Below are 15,814 nucleotides of genomic sequence, written 5' to 3' on the forward strand. Positions count from 1 at the left end.
GGCGGGGCTGCTGATGCTGGCTCAGATCGGGGGCTGCGCCACGGTACGTACGCTCGATGCCAACAAGCCGGGAGCGCCGGTGGTGTATGCCGGAACGCGCCTGGATCTTTACGTGATCAACGGTGGATGCTGCCCTGAGGACCGCTTCGGGGCCAGGGCTCCGGCCTATCCGGGGCTGGACCTTCCTGGAAGCGCGTTGCTCGATACGCTGTTGCTACCGTTGTCGTTGCTGACAGCGCTGGGCATCGGTTTCCAGGCTTCTGGCGGCTACTGATGTTCCTGTCGAGTGGCGCGGAGCCACGGCGACCACAAGGCTTACGTTGGTGTCTGGATCGGCGGTACGGCTGATGTGGTAATCCAGCTTCGCCCAGGCAATGTGTTCGGGCTGTCTGTGCGTCAAACGCAAACTGTTATTTTTTCGTCCGCCCATACGTCGTCGCTGGGACCGTGGAACCGGTAGCCAAATGGCAGCCCCAGGTATTTCACAAGGTCTGGTCGGTTGATCGCCACATGTTGCGTATGAACCGTCTTCAAGGTCTTGATATCGTCGTTGAAGCGGTCTGTCGTGATCCACCAGCCAGACATGTGCTCCGGGGATGGATAGCGCACGCCCTCGGCAGCGTCGCCCTCGATGACACCATCGGAAATGACGATCATCTGGTCGAAGGTAGGTGCGACATAATCCGCGCCTGCCCTGGCACACAGTGCTTGTTGCTCGGACCATAGCTGTAGCGTGGTACTGATACCTGGGACGTAGGCTCCGGTTTTAGGTTCCTGCTCGAAGAAAACCAGCTCTCGCCTGTCGCTGAGATGCATTTTCGTGATCCAGCATCCATAACCCAAGGTCTCTTCTGACGCGATCTTGAAGCCAGCTTCGACATAGCGAACCACCCACTCGATAAAGTCGATGGCGGCTTCCTCCAGCCCAGGGTTGTCGATGGTCGCGCTGATGTCGAAGCCAAACCGCTTTGCGAGTCCTTCAGTGCTTAAGGTCAGCCCAGAGCCTGTCTTGATACTGTTGACTTTCATGCTTGATGCCTCGTTGCACCCTGCTTTGGCTTCCTCGAGCGTGGCGGCAGCCAAAGCATTCAGAGTTACAAGAGTGCCTTTCTGGAAATGCTGGCGTTCCGAGTCAGAAAAATAGGCAAGTCCTTTTTTGCAATCAACTCGTTTTCCTCAGCCTCGGTTAACAGTCAGATATTCGTATGCCCTGAGCTGACAGTGGTGAGGGTTGTGAGAATGGAACCATGGCTTGTTTTTAATTGCCAAACTCGGCGTCGTGGAGTGTGACCGCCGCTGCAAGTGTATCCGCCCAGTCGCTACGTTCCGATGGGCACTCCTCGATGAAAAGTTCCATTGTCCTGCGCTTTGCCGCCATCCCGCTGTCATCGATCGGAAGACGAACGAATTCGGCGTTCTGTACGCAGTACCGACCGTTGCCTAGATCTTCAAAGCAGTAGTAAATGACGGCGGTCTGATCGTCGATGCGTTTCCAAATCTGATGGGACTTGAACATTTCTCTTCCTCAATCCTGCGGAATCCAACGTCCGCTCTGTACTCGGCTGTTGGTGTTTTTTCTCGTATTTTTGAACTGCGAAACAGTATTGCCATGCTGATCGGTAATTACGACCCTGTCACCACTTACGTGAACATTGTGACCGCTGTCGTTATCGAGATAACGTTTGCCCGTCTCGACGACCCGATTCTTGTCGCCTACTTGGCGATGTGAGTCAGTCTTGGCCTGTTCAGCGCGTTTCTCTCCATGCTCGATTCTGTCTTTGGACAGCGTGTCATCCTGTTCGGCATGAACTGCGCCGATGTTCCAGTTGTTCGGGCTGCTGATATCCTGGCCGGGAAATGCCAACGGTCCAATGCTGACATCGCCCTGGGACTGCTGGCTAAAGCCGTTCATCGCCGAGCTGATCGTCAGGGCCGCCGACAATGCGGTCAGCGCATACACGGCCATTGGAATCAGGAAGGCATATTCACCCGTCGGGTCGACGTACTTGTACGGATTGTTGTTGGCATAGGCATAGCGGTTGAAGCTGTGCAGGTTGTCTTCCTGGTAATCGACCGGGTCGACACCCATGAACCGCCCCAGCACCGGATCGTAGTAGCGCGCGCCCATGTACGACAGCCCGGTGCCGTCGTCGAACGCCTTGCCATGAAAACCGATCTTGTTGCCGGCGCTGGCGGGCGCGCGATTCAGCTTCTCGCCGTAGGGCTTGTAGTTCTCCTTCCACAGCAGGTTGCCGGCGGCGTCGGTGGCCGCTTGCGGGCTGCCGGAGATGTCGTTGTGGAAATAGGTGACCACGTCGGCCATGGCGCTGTTGACCATGGCCAGGCAAAGGAGAGCGGCGCACAGCCGCCTGGCGAAGTGTTTCAAGGTATTCATCCTGTGTGTTCCTGGGCGTCCGTTCATGGGGTTACACGCTGGGCGATGCGCTTGTCGCCCAGGTAGAAGTATTCGGTGAGCGTGCCGCCATCGAGTTCGATCAGCTGCCTGCCGTCACGGTCGTGCATCTCGTAGACCTTGCGCCCGGCGCGGGTCACGCTGCTGCGCTGGTTGAGGCCGTCGTACTGGTACTCGACCTTGCTCGCGGGCGTGGCGCAGTTGATGCACACCAGGTTCGGCACGTCGTTGTAGCGGTAGCTGTTGCCGGCGCTGCTGGCGACGTTGCCGTAGGCGTCGTAGCCCAGGCTCGCGGCGCGCAGGCCGCTGACCGCGGCCAGGCGGTTCTGGGCGTCGTAGGCATAGTCGAGGGTGGCGCCGCCGAGGGTCTGGCGCAGCAGGTTGCCGCCGCCGTCGTAGGCGATGCTGCCGGCGCCCCAGAAGCCGGCGACGCTGGTCAGGCGGTTGATGGCGTCGTAGCCCAGGGTGCGGTTGAAGGCGCCGTCGACGCTGTCGCTGACGCTCAGCAGGTTGCCGTTGCCGTCGTAGCCGTAGGCGCTGTTCAGGTAGGTCGCCACGCCGGTCTTGGCGGTGCTGAAGCTGGCGGGCCAGAGGCGGGCGTTCTGCTCGTAGCTGCTCTGGGTGCCGTTGGCGTAGGTGATCTGGCGGACCATGCCGGAGGGCCAGTAGCTGACGTTGTTGACGTAGCCGGAGACGGTGGTGGGGCGGCCGAGCACATCGGGGCTGTAGCTGACCACGCGGGCGGAGTGCGGGTAGGTGATGCTGCTCAACTGGTCGTTGCCGTTGTAGGCGTAGCGGGCGGTGAATACCTGGCTGTCGAGGGCGACGGTTTCGCTGGCCAGGTTGCCGGCGGCGTCGTAGGTCATGCTGTGGTTGCCGCTGGGGCTGACGCTGGCGAGCAGCTTGCCGGTGCGGTCGTAGGTGTTGCGGATGCTGTGGCCGTCGCTGGGGTAGAGCGCGGTGACCTGACGGTTCTGGCCATCGTAGGCGAAGGTGCTCACGGCGGAGGCGCCGACCTGGCGGCTGGTGAGGTTGCCGGCGATGTCGCGGCCGTAGGTGGTGGTGCCGGTTTCCGGCTGGGTGACGCTGGTCAGGTAGCCGTTGGCGTTGTAGCCGTAGGTGCGGGTCTTGCCGCCCTGGGTGACCGCGGTGAGGCGGTCGGCGCCGTCGCGGGCGAGGATGACGCTGGCGCTGGGCTCGGGGGCGGCGATGGCCATCAGCTGCGGCTGGTTCGGGTCGCCATAGGCGCGGTAGGTGTAGGTGGTGGTCTGTCCGCGCTCATCGGTGACGCTGCGGCTGCCGGGGCCGTAGGCGATGGCCTGGAAGCTGTTGTCGGCGTGGGTGACGCGGGTCAGGCGGCCCAGCGGGTCGTACTGGTAGCGGGTGCCGGTAGCGGCATTGGGGGCGGAGACGAAGCTGCGCCGGCCCATGGCGTCGTACTCGTAGCGGGTGGTGATGCCGCCGAGGGTGGTGCTGGCGACGCGGCCGAAGGGGTCGTACTGGGTGGTTTCCACCAGGGCGCCACGGCTGGCGGTCTTGCTGGTGGCGGTGTAGGCGGTGGTCTGCGCGGTGCCCAGCGGCGGGGTCATGGCGGTGACGCGGTTCAGGCCGTCATAGGCGTAGCGGGTGGTGTGCTGCTCGCCGTCGGTGTAGGCGGTGACGTTGCCGGCGTCATCGACGACGCGGGCGATGACGACGCCTTCGGGCTGGGTCTCGTGCTGGGCGATGCCGCGCTTGTAGTTGGCGTAGCCATGCACGCGATTGCCGGGCAGGGTCTTGCTGGCGAGGTTGCCTTGGGCGTCGTAGGTGTAGCTGACGGGCACGCCGTTGCGGGTCATGTTCAGCAGCTTGCCGTTGGCGTCATAGCTGCGGGTGATGGCCAGGCCCGGGGAGGTCTCGTCCTTGGGCAGGCCGATGATCCAGCGGGCCGGGTCGTTGTGCCAGGTCAGGGTGGTGGTGCGGCTGCCGCCGTTGGGGCCGGTCTCGGTGCGGGTACCGGGGTTGCCGTAGGCGTCGAAGGCCGAATAGACGGTCTTGTAGGTGGCGCCGTCGCGGGTATAGGTGCGGCTGGTCGTCAGCGGTGCCCACGACTTCGCGTCGAAGGTGCGACCAACATCGACCACCCACACTTCATAGGGCGACAGTTCGCGCTTGTCGTAGGTGTAGCTTTCCTGATTGCCCTGGGGGTCGGTGACCGACATCAACTGGCCGATCTGCCAGGCGTTGTTCTGGTAGGCGCTGGGCATGCCCCTTTCGGTCAGGTCCAGGAATGCAGGGCCCATGAACTGGTAGACGTACTTGCCGTCCGGGGCATCGACCTGCGTGGTGTCGTAGGTGCGCTGGCCACGGGTGAAGGCATACGTCCACTTCTGGCCGGTGGACAGTGTGCGGCTGGTGATGCGCTCGCCTTGCTGCAGGTTGATCCGCCCCATGTACTGGAAGCTGCCGTAGGTGTAGCTGACCGAACCACCGGTAGGGAGCGTCATCTTGATCAGCTTGCGTGGCTGGGCACTGACCATGCTGCCACGCCTGACCGCGAAGGTTTCGTCCTGCCAGGCGCCTGGGGCATAGGCGTACGACCACTGCTCGCCGGTCGGCAGGGTGACGGAGACAAGGGACCTGGAGTTGTAGTTGTCGGCGCCTTGGTAGGCGTAGCTCCACTTCCTGCCGGTACCGTCGAGGATCGAAAGCAGTTTTCGGGTGTTCGGATCGTAGCTGAAGGTCAGTTGCCGTCCATCGCTGGCCGTGACCGACGACAACACGAAGGCCGAGCGTTCCACCGTTGCCTCGATCGGGCCGGGATCCAGGTACACGAAGCTGGCGCGTGACGGTCCGCTGGGGTAGCCCCATGGCGGAATCGCCGGGCCGAACTGCTGGTAGGCATAGGTAAGCGTATTGCCCGACGTGTCACGCGCGGAGCGGGCCAGGAAATAGATCTCCAGCGGCAACTCCTTGCCGTAGGTCATTGGGTCCGCCTCGTAACGTTCATCCATCGATGTACGCATGTAGACACCGACTTTGCGGGTAGCGTAAGTGCCAAAGTCGTAGGTCGTACCGTTCGGTGCCTGAGCGAGCAGGTTGCCTCCGGCGCAGGTGATTCTCCAGTTGCTCTTGGTGTAGGCGGTCTGGTTCGGGCCTGGGAAGATTTCTTCTTCCATGCCGTTGGGCAGCTGCAGGAGCGGTCGCTGGATATCCCGCCCGGTAGGGCTGTTGGCGTTGCACATCACATCCAGCTGCGCGGTGTCGTAGTAGTTCTGGAAATCATGGTCATGCGCATAGATGCGCTCCGATATCCTTGGCGCGACGCTGATGCTCCAGCCTGGTCCCATGGCGGCCCAGCGCCAGGAGTTGTTGTGCGTGGCCACCAGCCCCGACGAGGCCGAGCGCATGTCGTACTGACGCCACACCTCCAGGTCGAGCCCGCCATTGCCGGAAATCGAAATATCCTTGTTGCGCAAGATCAGGTTGCCACTGCGCAGGTCCACCCGGTCTATCTGATCGCCAAAGTCGAGCGGGTTGTCCCGTCGAGGCTGATAGCCGCCACTCTCTTCGTCAGCGAACGAGGCGGGTGAAGCTGGAAGCAGGCTGCAGACCAGCGAGATACAGGCAAGGCCGCAGCGGGCGCGCGCCGTGAAAAGGGGGAACTTCAAAGCCATCCAGTGCTTCTTCCATCTCATTGATTGAGTCCATGGCGCAGCGTCAGCTATCGCACCGAACTGGGGGAGGACGAGTGCGGTGGGTCTGTGCTGAGCAGTCACGCCATGGCAGCGAGGGTGTGGTTGGTCGACCAGGTATCTGGGGCAGCGACCTCAACCACGGTTGCCTGGAGGCAAGGCTGTCGTCGGGCGCGCATTGCAGGGCAGGCGAGCGGGCGCCTGGGGAGACGAAATTTTGCTGTCCATATCTGTCGATCATCCATGAAACCACTGAAGTAGAGCCTTCAGCAGCGTAATGCGAATGCTAACACTTTGCATCTTTCAGTGCATAGAGGGCGTCACAGGCGCTGCGCGGGCGCGCAGCGGATCTGGAACGGGACGAGCCCCGCCGGCAAAAGGGGCCGTGAGGGATGGAACGCCGACTATTTGCCCAGCTTGCGCAGTTCGTCCGACTCGACGACGCGAATGCCATCTTCTTCTTCCAGCGCCAGGCGCCACAGGGCCCGGGCCAGGGTGCAGGCTTCGATGCCGCGATACTTGCCAGGTATCAGGCGAGCGAAGGGCGCCGCCATGCGCTCGCCCAGGCGTGGCTCGAGGCGCTCGCCCAGCAGCAACGAAGGCCGGACGATGGTCAATTGTGGCCAGTCCTGCTGCTTGAGCGCCTCTTCCATCTCGCCCTTGACCCGGTTGTAGAAGATCGTCGACTTCGCATCGGCGCCCAGCGCGCTGATCACCAGCAGGTGGCGCGCGCCCATCTCGCGGGCGCGCTTGCTGAAGGCCACGACCATGTCCAGGTCGACGGCCCGGAAGGCGTTTTCCGAGCCCGCCTGCTTGAGCGTCGTGCCCAGGCAACAGAAGGCGATATCGACGCGACCGGCCAGTTGTGGGAGAAACACGGCCGGGTCGCCCACCGGGTTTTCCAGGTGCGGGTGTTCGGCGAGGGGGCGGCGGGTCGGGGCCAGCACGCGGCTGATGGTGGGCTCGTTGAGCAGGCGGTCGAGCAGGTGTTCACCTGTCAGACCCGTGGCACCGGCAAGCAGGACATGTTGAGGCGTCAGATACATGATGTCTCTCCCTCGTTACTACACAGCTTAGTGGGCGCCAGGTGTTTTCGCCTGTTCCCCCGAGGCTGGCTGGGCTTCATTGCGCAGGGCTTGTTCGGCCTGTTGGCGGCGCAGGCGCTGCCAGTGGCTGATCACTGCCGGCGGCGCCCAGAGCTGCGGCTCCGAGGCTTCGAAACCTTCCCTTCGTTCCCTTTCGGCAACGCTTTGGCGCGCCAGTTCAAACGCCTGTTTCAAATCGTCGGTCTGGTTCAGCGCCTGGGCGAACAGGGCGTCGCCGAAGTAGGTGAAGTCGGCCTCTTCCGAGCAGCCGAACGAGACCCGGTCTGGGCGTGCGGCGGTCATGACCAGGGTACGGTCATCCTTGAGCGGGGCGATATAGCCCCCGGAATAGCACGCAGAGATGACGATCACCTTGTCGCGGTCCTTCAGCGGCGCCAGGGCGCTGGCCAGTGCGTCGGCGGACAGGTCGGCCAGCTGCAGGCGCGGTTGGTCGAGCACCAGCTGGTGGTCCTGGCTGCCATGGCTGGTGAGGTAGATGAACACCAGATCCTCGGGACCGCTGCGCTCGGCCAGGATGCGTGCGGCGCGGGCGAGGTTCTCGCGGGTGGCCATGGGGCGGTCGACCATGTGGTCGCGGTGATTGACCAGGGTCACCTGGCCGTGAGCGCCAAAGCGCACCTTGAGCATGTTGCTGACATAGTCGGCCTCGCGCAGGAACACGCTCTGCTGGCCATCGCCGGCCACCACCAGGCTGTACAGCTGCACCGGTGGGGTCGAGCGAGGCACCTTGGCCAGGGCCTGGTCCAGTAGCTGGCCCTGATTGAGCAAGGCCAGCTCCAGTGGATCGGGGAGCCACTTGCCCTTGGCATCGCGCACACGCACACCATTGACCCAGGTGCCGCTCTCGACCCGGCCATCCGGGTGAGTCAAGCGGCCCTGGCCATGGTAGGCGTCATCGGCGAAGCCGCCGACGTACTGGCTGCCGTCGGCCAGCTGCAAGGTACCCGGCCCGGCGAAGCGCCACTCGCGGAAACCGCCCTTGTAGCGGCTGCCATCGCTGCCCAGCAGCTCACCCTGGCCGCTCAGCGAGCCGTCCTTGAAATCGCCGATCCACACATCGCCGTCGGCATTCTCGTAGCGGCCCCGGCCTTCCAGGTGGTTGTCCTTGAATTCGCCGATGTACTGTTCGCCGTCGACACTGTCATAGGTGCCGGCACCTTGCAGCTGGCCGTCGCTGAAGTGGCCGCTGAACTGGTTGCCGCTGGCGTCGCTGCGCACGCCGGCGCCATTGGGCTTGCCCTTGGCGAACAGGCCCTGGTAGCGGCTGCCGTCGGCCAGTTCGAGCTGGCCCGCGCCATCGTACTGGTCGTCCTTGAACTGGCCGCTGTAGGTCTGGTCGTTCTGCTTGAGCGTGCCTTCGCCGTCGCGTCGGCCATGCTTGAAGGTGCCCGCGTAGTGGCTACCGGGCGTGCTCAGCTCGCCCAGACCCTGGAACAGGCCTTCGCTGAACTGGCCGCGATAGACCTCGCCATTGCTGCCGTGCCACTCCCCCTGGCCATGCCACTGGCCGTCCTTGAAGGTGCCGGCGTACCAGCTGCCGTTGGGGTAGTCGATGCGCCCTTCGCCCTGCAGCAGGCCATCGACCACCTGGCCGCGGTAGCGGCCGCCGTCGGGCAGGCGTGCGTCCGGCGGCGAGAGAGGCTCGCCTTCGCCACAGGCGGCGAGCAGCAGGATCAAGGTCAGGGGCAGCAGTGGGCGCATGGCGGAGTCCGGGCGAAGGATGCGCCGAGTATGCCGCAGAATGCCGAGGTGCGTGAATGAGGGGCATCCTTGGGAGTGGGTTTGCCCGCGAATCGGGCGCTGAGTCTTCCATCGCATTCGCGGGTAAACCCGCTCCCACAGGATTCGAGCCGGTATGTGACTGCTCAGACGAAGCAGAGGGAGAGCGGTTCGGCGATGTAGGCTGGTTTCTCTTCGCCTTCGATTTCCAGCGTCACGCTGGCCTTGAGCAACCACTGCCCTGGTTTCTTCTCGGTCACCTCACCCAGGTCCACCTTCAGGCGCACCCTGCTGTCGACCTTCACCGGCTGGATGAAACGCACGCTGTCCAGGCCGTAGTTGACCACCATCTTCAGCCCTTCGGGCAGCACGAGGATGTCTTCCATCAGCTTGGGGATCAGCGACAGGGTGAGAAAGCCATGGGCGATGGTGGTGCCGAACGGCGTCTTCTTCGCTTTCTCGGGGTCGACATGGATGAACTGGAAATCACCGGTGGCCTCGGCGAACAGGTTGATGCGTTGCTGATCGATCTTCAGCCAGTCGGAACGTCCCAGTTCCTTTCCAACGTACTGCGAAAGCTCTGTAACCGGTACATAGGGCATCGCGACTCTCCAGGTTGTCATTTGGTACGAAGGTGCAAGATCAGCACGGCCAATCGTTTCAGTCAAGTTGCCCGCTTTTCGCCGAATATCGCCTTATAGACAGTTGCTTAGCGTGCTTATAATGGCCGCCATGCTCTGAGGGAGGTCTTTATGCTGCTGCGTGGTTTGACCTGGCTGGTGCTGTTCCAATTGCTGGGAACGGCGATCAACCACCTGTTCCTGCACATCCTGCCTGGGCCGATCATCGGCTTGTTGCTGCTGATGGCCTTCCTGATGATCCGTGGCGAGGTCGGCAAGCCGCTCAACGAAGCCGCCGGCAGCCTGCTGCGCTACCTGCCGTTGCTGCTGGTGCCACCGGCCGTTGGGGTGATGGTCTATGCCAAGGACATCGCCGCGGACTTCTGGGCCATCGTCGGCGCCTTGCTGATCTCGTGCCTGGCCACCCTGGTGTTCGTCGGTGTGCTGATGCAAAAACTCATGCATCGCCAGAGCAAGCGCGAGGAGCGGCCATGATCCTTGACTGGCACGGCGCCCTGGAGGCGGTCATTCATCACCCGCTGTTCGGCATCGGTGTCACCCTGGCCGCCTACCAGCTGGTGCTGGCCGCCTTCGAAAAGACCCGCTGGATCTTCCTGCAGCCGGTGCTGGTGTCGATGCTGCTGGTGATCGGCATCCTGCTGCTCTGCGGCATCGACTACGCAGAATACCGCAAGAGCACCGAGATCATGAACATCCTCCTGGGGCCGGCCACCGTGGCCCTGGCGGTGCCGTTGTATCTGAACCTGCGGCGCATCCGCCAACTGTTCTGGCCGACATTTACTACGCTGGTAGTCGGAGGCCTGTTCGCCACCGTGGCATGCCTGGCGCTAGGCTGGTGGTTCGGTGCCGAGCGGATGATCCTGATGACCATGGCGCCGAAATCGGTCACCTCACCGATTGCCATGTTGGTGGCCGAGCAGATTGGCGGCGTGGCGGCGCTGGCGGCGGTGTTCGTGCTGATCACCGGGGTGATCGGGGCGATCTTCGGCCCGGCGTTGCTGACCCGCTGTGGTGTGCTGAGCCCCGAGGCTCGGGGCATGTCGCTGGGGGTGACCGCCCATGCGGTGGGCACCTCGGTGGCCTTGCAGGAAAGTGACGAATGCGGCGCCTTCGCCGCGCTGGCGATGAGCCTGATGGGGGTGGCCACGGCGGTGTTCCTGCCGTTGGCGGTCAGCCTGGTGGCTTGAGGATTCGATATGACGCTACCGCTGTTTCCTCTCAATACCGTGCTGTTCCCCGGGTGTCTGCTCGACTTGCAGATCTTCGAGGCGCGCTACCTGGACATGATCGGCCGCTGCATGAAGCAAGGCGAAGGCTTTGGCGTGGTGTGCATCCTCGAAGGCGAGCAGGTGGGCAAGGCGCCACCGATGGTGGCTTCGGTGGGCTGCGAGGCGCTGATCCGCGATTTCGTGCAGCAGGACAACGGCCTGCTGGGTATTCGTGTCGAAGGCGTGCGGCGGTTTCGCGTCGAGCAGACCGAGGTGCGCAAGGACCAGCTGATGGTCGGCGAGGTGCAGTGGCTGCCGGAGTTGGCGGACAGCCCGTTGGTGGAGCAGGACGATGACTTGCTGGCATTGCTGCTGGCCCTTGGCGAGCACCCGATGGTCGAGGCGCTGGACATGCCCCGCGACGTGGACGGGCGGCAGTCGTTGGGCAACCAGCTGGCCTACCTGCTGCCGTTCATGGAAGAGGACAAGCTCGACCTGTTGGCCATCGATTCGCCACAGCTGAGATTGCAAGCGATCCAGGCACTGCTGGAGCGCATCCAGGGCGAGTTGTTCGCCTGATCAGGCTCGCTCCCCCAGCGGCCCATGCGATCCCTGTAGGAGCGGCCTTGCCGAGGCGTCGGACCGGTCGGAAAGGGCCGCAAAGCGGCCCCGACAATATCAGCTTGATGCGCAGATCTGGGGGCGCTTCGCACCCCTTTCCGACCGGTCCGACGCCTCGGCAAGGCCGCTCCTACAGGGATTCGCGGTGCTGCAAAATGGCCGTATCAATACTGATACCGCAACAACGCCTTGGGCAGCGCATGCAGGGCAAAGAACGCCAGCAGCGCGATGCACGCCGGCAGCACCAGCCACCACACCCTCTGTGGCAGCGCCACCAGCGGCTGGCGGTGTTGCACCAGGGTCAGGCTCAGTGCGCACACGCAGCAGGCCAGCAGCGCCCCGGCGAGGATATCGGTCGGCCAGTGCACGCCCAGGTACACCCGCGACAGGGCGATCGCCAGTGCCGGCAGGCAGCCGAGCAGTACCCAGGTCAGGCGCATGCGTGGCGGCTGGCCGCGCCCGGCGAGCACCGCCAGTACCAGGAAGAAGGCGAACGACGCCGAGCTATGGCCGCTGGGCATGCTGTAGCTGGTCAGCGGGTCGGCCAGCACCTCGGGGCGGGCGCGGGCGAACAGCCATTTCAGCGAGCCGTTGGCCAGCGCCGTGCCGATCAGTGCCGCGCCGGCGAACAAGGCATGGCGCCATTGCCGGGCCAGCAGCAGGAGCCCGGTCAGCAGGCCGCCCAGGAAGAACTGGGTGCGGAAGTCGCCCAGTCGGGTGACCAGCACCACGGCGCCGTCGATGGCCTGACTGCGATGTTCCTGTACCAGCGTCATCAGGCCCTGGTCGAACTCGCTCAGGTAAGGCCAGCCCAGGAACAGTGCCGCCAGCGCCACGCCACTGAGCGCGGCGATCAGACGGGTGCCATGGCGCTGGTCGCGCATGCTGCTGCTCAGGCTCAGCCCGATCAGCACGGCCAGGGTGCCGGCGACGATCCCGGCATCCAGCCAGAAGCCTTCCGGCAGCGGCAGGCGCATGGCCGCGCCGGTGGCCCAGCCGGGCAGCAGGTAGGCCACCGACCAGCCGGCGCCGGCCACCAGGCTCACGGCGATGAAGCGCGGCAGCGGCATGTCGAACATGCCGGCGACCATCGGCAGCATCGGCCGCAGCGGGCCGATGAAGCGGCCTACCAGCAGGCTGGCGATGCCGTAGCGCTGGAAGTACGCCTCGGCGCTGCCGATCCACTGCGGATGACTGCGCAGCAGCGGCAGGCGCCGGATGTTCTGGTGGAAATACTTGCCGATGCCGTAGGAAATCGCGTCCCCGAGCATGCCGCCGAAGAAACCCAGCAACAGGGTTTCGCCCAGGCTGAAGGCTCCGCTGCCGGCCAGCACGGCGACGGCGAACAGCAGTACGGTACCGGGCACGATGATGCCGGCGATGGCCAGGCATTCCACGCAGGCCACCACGAAGATCGCCAGGCCCAGCCATTGTGGATTGGCGCCAAGCCAGGCAGTCAGGCTGTCGAGCCATTCACCCATGGTTCAGTTTCCTTGTTCGAGCATGAAGAAATCCCGTCCTTCGACCTGGCCGCGGCGCAGAGGGTTGCGGGTGCAGAATCGGGCGAATTCGGCGTCGACGAAGCGGTAGGGCAGATGTTCGTCGCGGCCATGGGGGATGCCCAGGCGCGTGGTCTGGATCACCCGGGGCACGGCAATGCCGCAGTCCTCGACGTACAGGCGCTCGGGATCGAAGCGTTGCGCATCCCAGTGCGGCACCTTCAGGCCCATGGCCCGGCAGAGCAGGGTCTGGCCGTTGCACAGGCGTTCGGGGGGACGCAGGTTGCCGCTGGCGTCGGGGTTGTTCAGCTGCATCTGCGCCAGGCAGTTGGCGTCGGAGATGGCGTCGATCCACGGGTAGGCGGACTTGATCAGCACCGCGTTGCCCGGGCCGTGGGCGCTGAAATTCAGCGAGTCGCCACCGCGGGCGTAGTACATGTAGATGTGGCCGCCATCGAGGAACAGCGCCTTGCGCTTCTCGGTGAAGCCGAGGGAGGCGTGGCTGCCCTTGTCGGTGAGGTAGTAGGCCTCGGTCTCGATGATCCGCGCGGCCAGCCAGAGATCGCCGTGGCGATGGCGGATGACCTTGCCCAGCAGAGCGCGGGCGAGGGTCTGGGCGTCGCGGTCGAAGAAGCTGTCGGGCAGGGCGCGGGCCGGGCAGGGGGCGGGTTCGGACATGCGGACGGTTCGTGGTGGTCGGGGCGGCGATGATAGCAATGAATGGCTTAATCGAGGCTGAATCAGATTGACGCCATCGCGGGGCAAGCCCGCTCCCACGACAATGCCTGGACAACGCGGCTGGCGTGGGAGCGGGCTTGCCTCGCGATGAGGTTGAGGCGTTTTTCGATACGGGTGGTTACATCTTTCCTACACATTCCTCCCACCATTTTCGACCATCCGCCTCCCGCCGCTGGGCGTACCCGAGCGCGCCAGTTATAATCAGCCGATTTCCCCTTCGCCAAGACACCGAGCCCATGACTGAGTCCGTTCTTGACTACATGACCCGCCTGGGTCGCGCCGCCCGTGAGGCCTCGCGGGTGATCGGCCGTGCCAGCACCGCGCAGAAGAACCGCGCCCTGCAGGCCGCCGCCGATGCGCTGGACACCGCCCGCGCCGAGCTTATTGCAGCCAACGAACAGGACCTGGCCAACGGCCGCAAGAACGGCCTGGAGCCGGCGCTGCTCGATCGCCTGGCGCTGACCCCGGCGCGTATCGACGGCATGATCACCGGCCTGCGCCAGGTGGCCAGCCTGGCGGATCCGGTCGGCGCGATCCGCGACATGAGCTACCGCCCATCGGGTATCCAGGTCGGCAAGATGCGCGTGCCGCTGGGCGTGATCGGCATCATCTACGAGTCGCGTCCCAACGTGACCATCGACGCCGCCAGCCTGTGCCTCAAGTCGGGCAACGCCACCATCCTGCGCGGCGGTTCCGAAGCCATCCACTCCAACCGCGCCATTGCCGCCTGCATCCAGCGCGGCCTGGCCGAGGCCGGCCTGCCGCCGGCGGTGGTGCAGGTGGTCGAGACCACCGATCGCGAGGCCGTGGGCGCGCTGATCAGCATGCCGGAGTACGTCGATGTGATCGTCCCGCGCGGTGGCCGTGGCCTGATCGAGCGCATCAGCCGCGATGCCCGCGTGCCGGTAATCAAGCACCTGGACGGCATCTGCCATGTATTCGTCGATGCCCATGCCGACCTGGACAAGGCCTGGCGCGTGGCGTTCAACGCCAAGACCTATCGCTACGGCATCTGCGGCGCCATGGAAACCCTGCTGGTGGACCAGGCCGTGGCCGAGCGCTTCCTGCCGGAAATGGCCCGCCGCTTCCAGGACAAGGGCGTCGAGCTGCGTGGCTGCGAGCGCACCCGGGCGATCATCGACGCCAAGCCTGCCAGCGAAGACGACTGGCACACCGAATACCTCGACGCGATCCTGTCGATCCGCGTCGTCGAAGGCCTGGAGCAGGCCATCGAGCACATCAACCACTACGGCTCGCACCACACCGACTCGATCATCACCGAACACCAGGGTCAGGCCCGGCGCTTCATCGCCGAGGTCGACTCGGCGTCGGTCATGCTCAACACCCCGACCTGCTTCGCCGACGGCTTCGAATATGGCCTGGGCGCGGAGATCGGCATCTCCACCGACAAGCTGCATGCCCGCGGCCCGGTCGGCCTGGAGGGGCTGACCTGCGAGAAGTACGTGGTGATCGGCGACGGCCAGCTGCGCGGCCAGGAGCCGTGCTGAGTTGAGCAACGCTGTGGCAGTCCGGCGCGTCGGCATTCTCGGCGGTACCTTCGACCCGGTGCATATCGGCCACCTGCGCAGCGCGCTGGAAGTGGCCGAGTTCATGCGCCTGGACGAGCTGCGCCTGCTGCCCAACGCTCGCCCGCCGCACCGTGACACGCCACAAGTGTCGGCCCAGGACCGCCTGGCCATGGTGCGTTGCGCGGTGGCCGGGGTGGGCTGCCTGAGCGTCGATGCCCGCGAGTTGGCGCGCGACAAGCCGTCGTACACCATCGACACGCTCGAATCGATCCGTGCCGAGCTGGACACGCACGACCAGTTGTTCCTGGTGCTGGGGTGGGACGCGTTCTGCGGCCTGCCCAGCTGGCACCGCTGGGAAGAGCTGCTGCAACACTGTCACATCCTGGTGCTGCAACGCCCGGATGCCGACGTCGAACCCCCTGACGAGCTGCGCAACCTGCTGGCGGCGCGCTCGGAGAGCGATCCCACCGCCATGTCCGGCCCGGCGGGGCACATTTCGTTCGTCTGGCAGACACCGCTCGCGGTGTCCGCCACGCAAATCCGACAGCTGCTGGCCAGCGGCAAGTCGGCGCGGTTCCTGGTGCCGGACGCAGTACTGGCCTATATCGAGGCGCATGATCTGTATCGTGTGTCCAACTGACGGCGCCCGTGGGCGCCTCATTCAAT

The 15,814-nt window shown here is 64.5% G+C and carries 15 protein-coding genes; 6 read left to right on the forward strand and 9 right to left on the reverse strand.

Annotated elements, in window-relative coordinates; translation table 11 throughout:
• Nucleotides 1–13 precede the first annotated feature (13 nt).
• Entirely contained in the window at nucleotides 14–274 is a 261-nt protein-coding gene (locus tag ACYUME_RS03235; RefSeq protein ID WP_460419274.1) for a YceK/YidQ family lipoprotein, read from the forward strand.
• A 122-nt stretch (nucleotides 275–396) separates the two neighbouring features.
• Here ACYUME_RS03235 and ACYUME_RS03240 read toward each other — a convergent pair whose 3' ends face one another.
• The 7 genes from ACYUME_RS03240 to ACYUME_RS03270 all read right to left on the reverse strand — a co-directional run bounded on the left by ACYUME_RS03240 (nucleotide 397) and on the right by ACYUME_RS03270 (nucleotide 9,514).
• Nucleotides 397–1,029, reverse strand: coding sequence for an immunity protein Imm33 domain-containing protein (locus tag ACYUME_RS03240; protein ID WP_460418046.1), 633 nt, complete (start codon nucleotides 1,027–1,029; stop codon nucleotides 397–399).
• A gap of 229 nt (nucleotides 1,030–1,258) precedes the next feature.
• Complete coding sequence (locus ACYUME_RS03245; protein ID WP_279881277.1) at nucleotides 1,259–1,516, reverse strand: hypothetical protein; 258 nt, start codon at nucleotides 1,514–1,516, stop codon at nucleotides 1,259–1,261.
• A 9-nt stretch (nucleotides 1,517–1,525) separates the two neighbouring features.
• Entirely contained in the window at nucleotides 1,526–2,323 is a 798-nt protein-coding gene (locus ACYUME_RS03250) for an RHS repeat-associated core domain-containing protein (RefSeq protein ID WP_460419276.1), read from the reverse strand.
• Between the two features lie 95 nt (nucleotides 2,324–2,418).
• Nucleotides 2,419–6,069 (reverse strand): hypothetical protein, encoded by a 3,651-nt coding sequence (locus ACYUME_RS03255; protein WP_460418047.1) that lies wholly within the window; start codon nucleotides 6,067–6,069, stop codon nucleotides 2,419–2,421.
• Nucleotides 6,070–6,491: 422 nt separating this feature from the next.
• A complete protein-coding gene (locus ACYUME_RS03260; protein WP_279881283.1) occupies nucleotides 6,492–7,133 on the reverse strand; it encodes an oxidoreductase in 642 nt (213 codons plus the stop codon).
• A gap of 27 nt (nucleotides 7,134–7,160) precedes the next feature.
• The gene (locus tag ACYUME_RS03265; protein WP_460418048.1) at nucleotides 7,161–8,894 is read right to left on the reverse strand and encodes a C13 family peptidase; all 1,734 of its coding nucleotides are present in this window, start codon (nucleotides 8,892–8,894) and stop codon (nucleotides 7,161–7,163) included.
• A gap of 164 nt (nucleotides 8,895–9,058) precedes the next feature.
• Nucleotides 9,059–9,514: a MaoC family dehydratase gene (locus ACYUME_RS03270; protein ID WP_279881288.1), complete on the reverse strand. Its 456-nt coding sequence runs from the start codon at nucleotides 9,512–9,514 to the stop codon at nucleotides 9,059–9,061.
• Nucleotides 9,515–9,664: 150 nt separating this feature from the next.
• On the opposite strand from ACYUME_RS03270, the gene ACYUME_RS03275 reads away from it, so the two are divergent.
• From ACYUME_RS03275 to ACYUME_RS03285, 3 genes are read left to right on the forward strand one after another with little or no spacing between them, the layout of a single operon-like run.
• Nucleotides 9,665–10,027, forward strand: a complete 363-nt coding sequence (locus ACYUME_RS03275; RefSeq protein WP_279881291.1) for a CidA/LrgA family protein — start codon at nucleotides 9,665–9,667, stop codon at nucleotides 10,025–10,027.
• Nucleotides 10,024–10,740, forward strand: a complete 717-nt coding sequence (locus ACYUME_RS03280; protein ID WP_279881293.1) for an LrgB family protein — start codon at nucleotides 10,024–10,026, stop codon at nucleotides 10,738–10,740. The genes ACYUME_RS03275 and ACYUME_RS03280 overlap by 4 nt, the downstream gene beginning before the upstream one ends.
• A gap of 9 nt (nucleotides 10,741–10,749) precedes the next feature.
• Nucleotides 10,750–11,340 (forward strand): LON peptidase substrate-binding domain-containing protein, encoded by a 591-nt coding sequence (locus ACYUME_RS03285; protein WP_279881295.1) that lies wholly within the window; start codon nucleotides 10,750–10,752, stop codon nucleotides 11,338–11,340.
• 206 nt (nucleotides 11,341–11,546) lie between these two features.
• Here ACYUME_RS03285 and ACYUME_RS03290 read toward each other — a convergent pair whose 3' ends face one another.
• Together ACYUME_RS03290 and ACYUME_RS03295 are read right to left on the reverse strand one after the other, a co-directional pair.
• Nucleotides 11,547–12,863, reverse strand: coding sequence for a bifunctional DedA family/phosphatase PAP2 family protein (locus ACYUME_RS03290; protein WP_279881297.1), 1,317 nt, complete (start codon nucleotides 12,861–12,863; stop codon nucleotides 11,547–11,549).
• Nucleotides 12,864–12,866: 3 nt separating this feature from the next.
• A complete protein-coding gene (locus ACYUME_RS03295; RefSeq protein ID WP_279881300.1) occupies nucleotides 12,867–13,559 on the reverse strand; it encodes a DNA-3-methyladenine glycosylase in 693 nt (230 codons plus the stop codon).
• Between the two features lie 296 nt (nucleotides 13,560–13,855).
• Here ACYUME_RS03295 and ACYUME_RS03300 point away from each other — a divergent pair, with 296 nt between their 5' ends.
• Complete coding sequence (locus ACYUME_RS03300) at nucleotides 13,856–15,127, forward strand: glutamate-5-semialdehyde dehydrogenase (RefSeq protein WP_279881302.1); 1,272 nt, start codon at nucleotides 13,856–13,858, stop codon at nucleotides 15,125–15,127.
• Between the two features lies 1 nt (nucleotide 15,128).
• Nucleotides 15,129–15,788 (forward strand): nicotinate-nucleotide adenylyltransferase, encoded by a 660-nt coding sequence (gene nadD, locus ACYUME_RS03305; RefSeq protein WP_460418049.1) that lies wholly within the window; start codon nucleotides 15,129–15,131, stop codon nucleotides 15,786–15,788.
• Nucleotides 15,789–15,814 lie beyond the last annotated feature (26 nt).

The sequence above is a fragment of the Pseudomonas sp. microsymbiont 2 genome, assembly GCF_054788395.1.

What these genes read in the sequence shown, in the direction of transcription:
- ACYUME_RS03250 (WP_460419276.1), bottom strand. Translation starts at nt 2,323, where the DNA reads ATGGCCGACGTGGTCACCTATTTCCACAACGACATCTCCGGCAGCCCG.
- ACYUME_RS03300 (WP_279881302.1), top strand. Translation starts at nt 13,856, where the DNA reads ATGACTGAGTCCGTTCTTGACTACATGACCCGCCTGGGTCGCGCCGCC.
- ACYUME_RS03275 (WP_279881291.1), top strand. Translation starts at nt 9,665, where the DNA reads ATGCTGCTGCGTGGTTTGACCTGGCTGGTGCTGTTCCAATTGCTGGGA.
- ACYUME_RS03265 (WP_460418048.1), bottom strand. Translation starts at nt 8,894, where the DNA reads ATGCGCCCACTGCTGCCCCTGACCTTGATCCTGCTGCTCGCCGCCTGT.
- ACYUME_RS03240 (WP_460418046.1), bottom strand. Translation starts at nt 1,029, where the DNA reads ATGAAAGTCAACAGTATCAAGACAGGCTCTGGGCTGACCTTAAGCACT.
- ACYUME_RS03280 (WP_279881293.1), top strand. Translation starts at nt 10,024, where the DNA reads ATGATCCTTGACTGGCACGGCGCCCTGGAGGCGGTCATTCATCACCCG.
- ACYUME_RS03260 (WP_279881283.1), bottom strand. Translation starts at nt 7,133, where the DNA reads ATGTATCTGACGCCTCAACATGTCCTGCTTGCCGGTGCCACGGGTCTG.
- ACYUME_RS03245 (WP_279881277.1), bottom strand. Translation starts at nt 1,516, where the DNA reads ATGTTCAAGTCCCATCAGATTTGGAAACGCATCGACGATCAGACCGCC.
- ACYUME_RS03255 (WP_460418047.1), bottom strand. Translation starts at nt 6,069, where the DNA reads ATGGCTTTGAAGTTCCCCCTTTTCACGGCGCGCGCCCGCTGCGGCCTT.
- ACYUME_RS03235 (WP_460419274.1), top strand. Translation starts at nt 14, where the DNA reads ATGCTGGCTCAGATCGGGGGCTGCGCCACGGTACGTACGCTCGATGCC.
- ACYUME_RS03290 (WP_279881297.1), bottom strand. Translation starts at nt 12,863, where the DNA reads ATGGGTGAATGGCTCGACAGCCTGACTGCCTGGCTTGGCGCCAATCCA.
- ACYUME_RS03270 (WP_279881288.1), bottom strand. Translation starts at nt 9,514, where the DNA reads ATGCCCTATGTACCGGTTACAGAGCTTTCGCAGTACGTTGGAAAGGAA.
- ACYUME_RS03285 (WP_279881295.1), top strand. Translation starts at nt 10,750, where the DNA reads ATGACGCTACCGCTGTTTCCTCTCAATACCGTGCTGTTCCCCGGGTGT.
- ACYUME_RS03295 (WP_279881300.1), bottom strand. Translation starts at nt 13,559, where the DNA reads ATGTCCGAACCCGCCCCCTGCCCGGCCCGCGCCCTGCCCGACAGCTTC.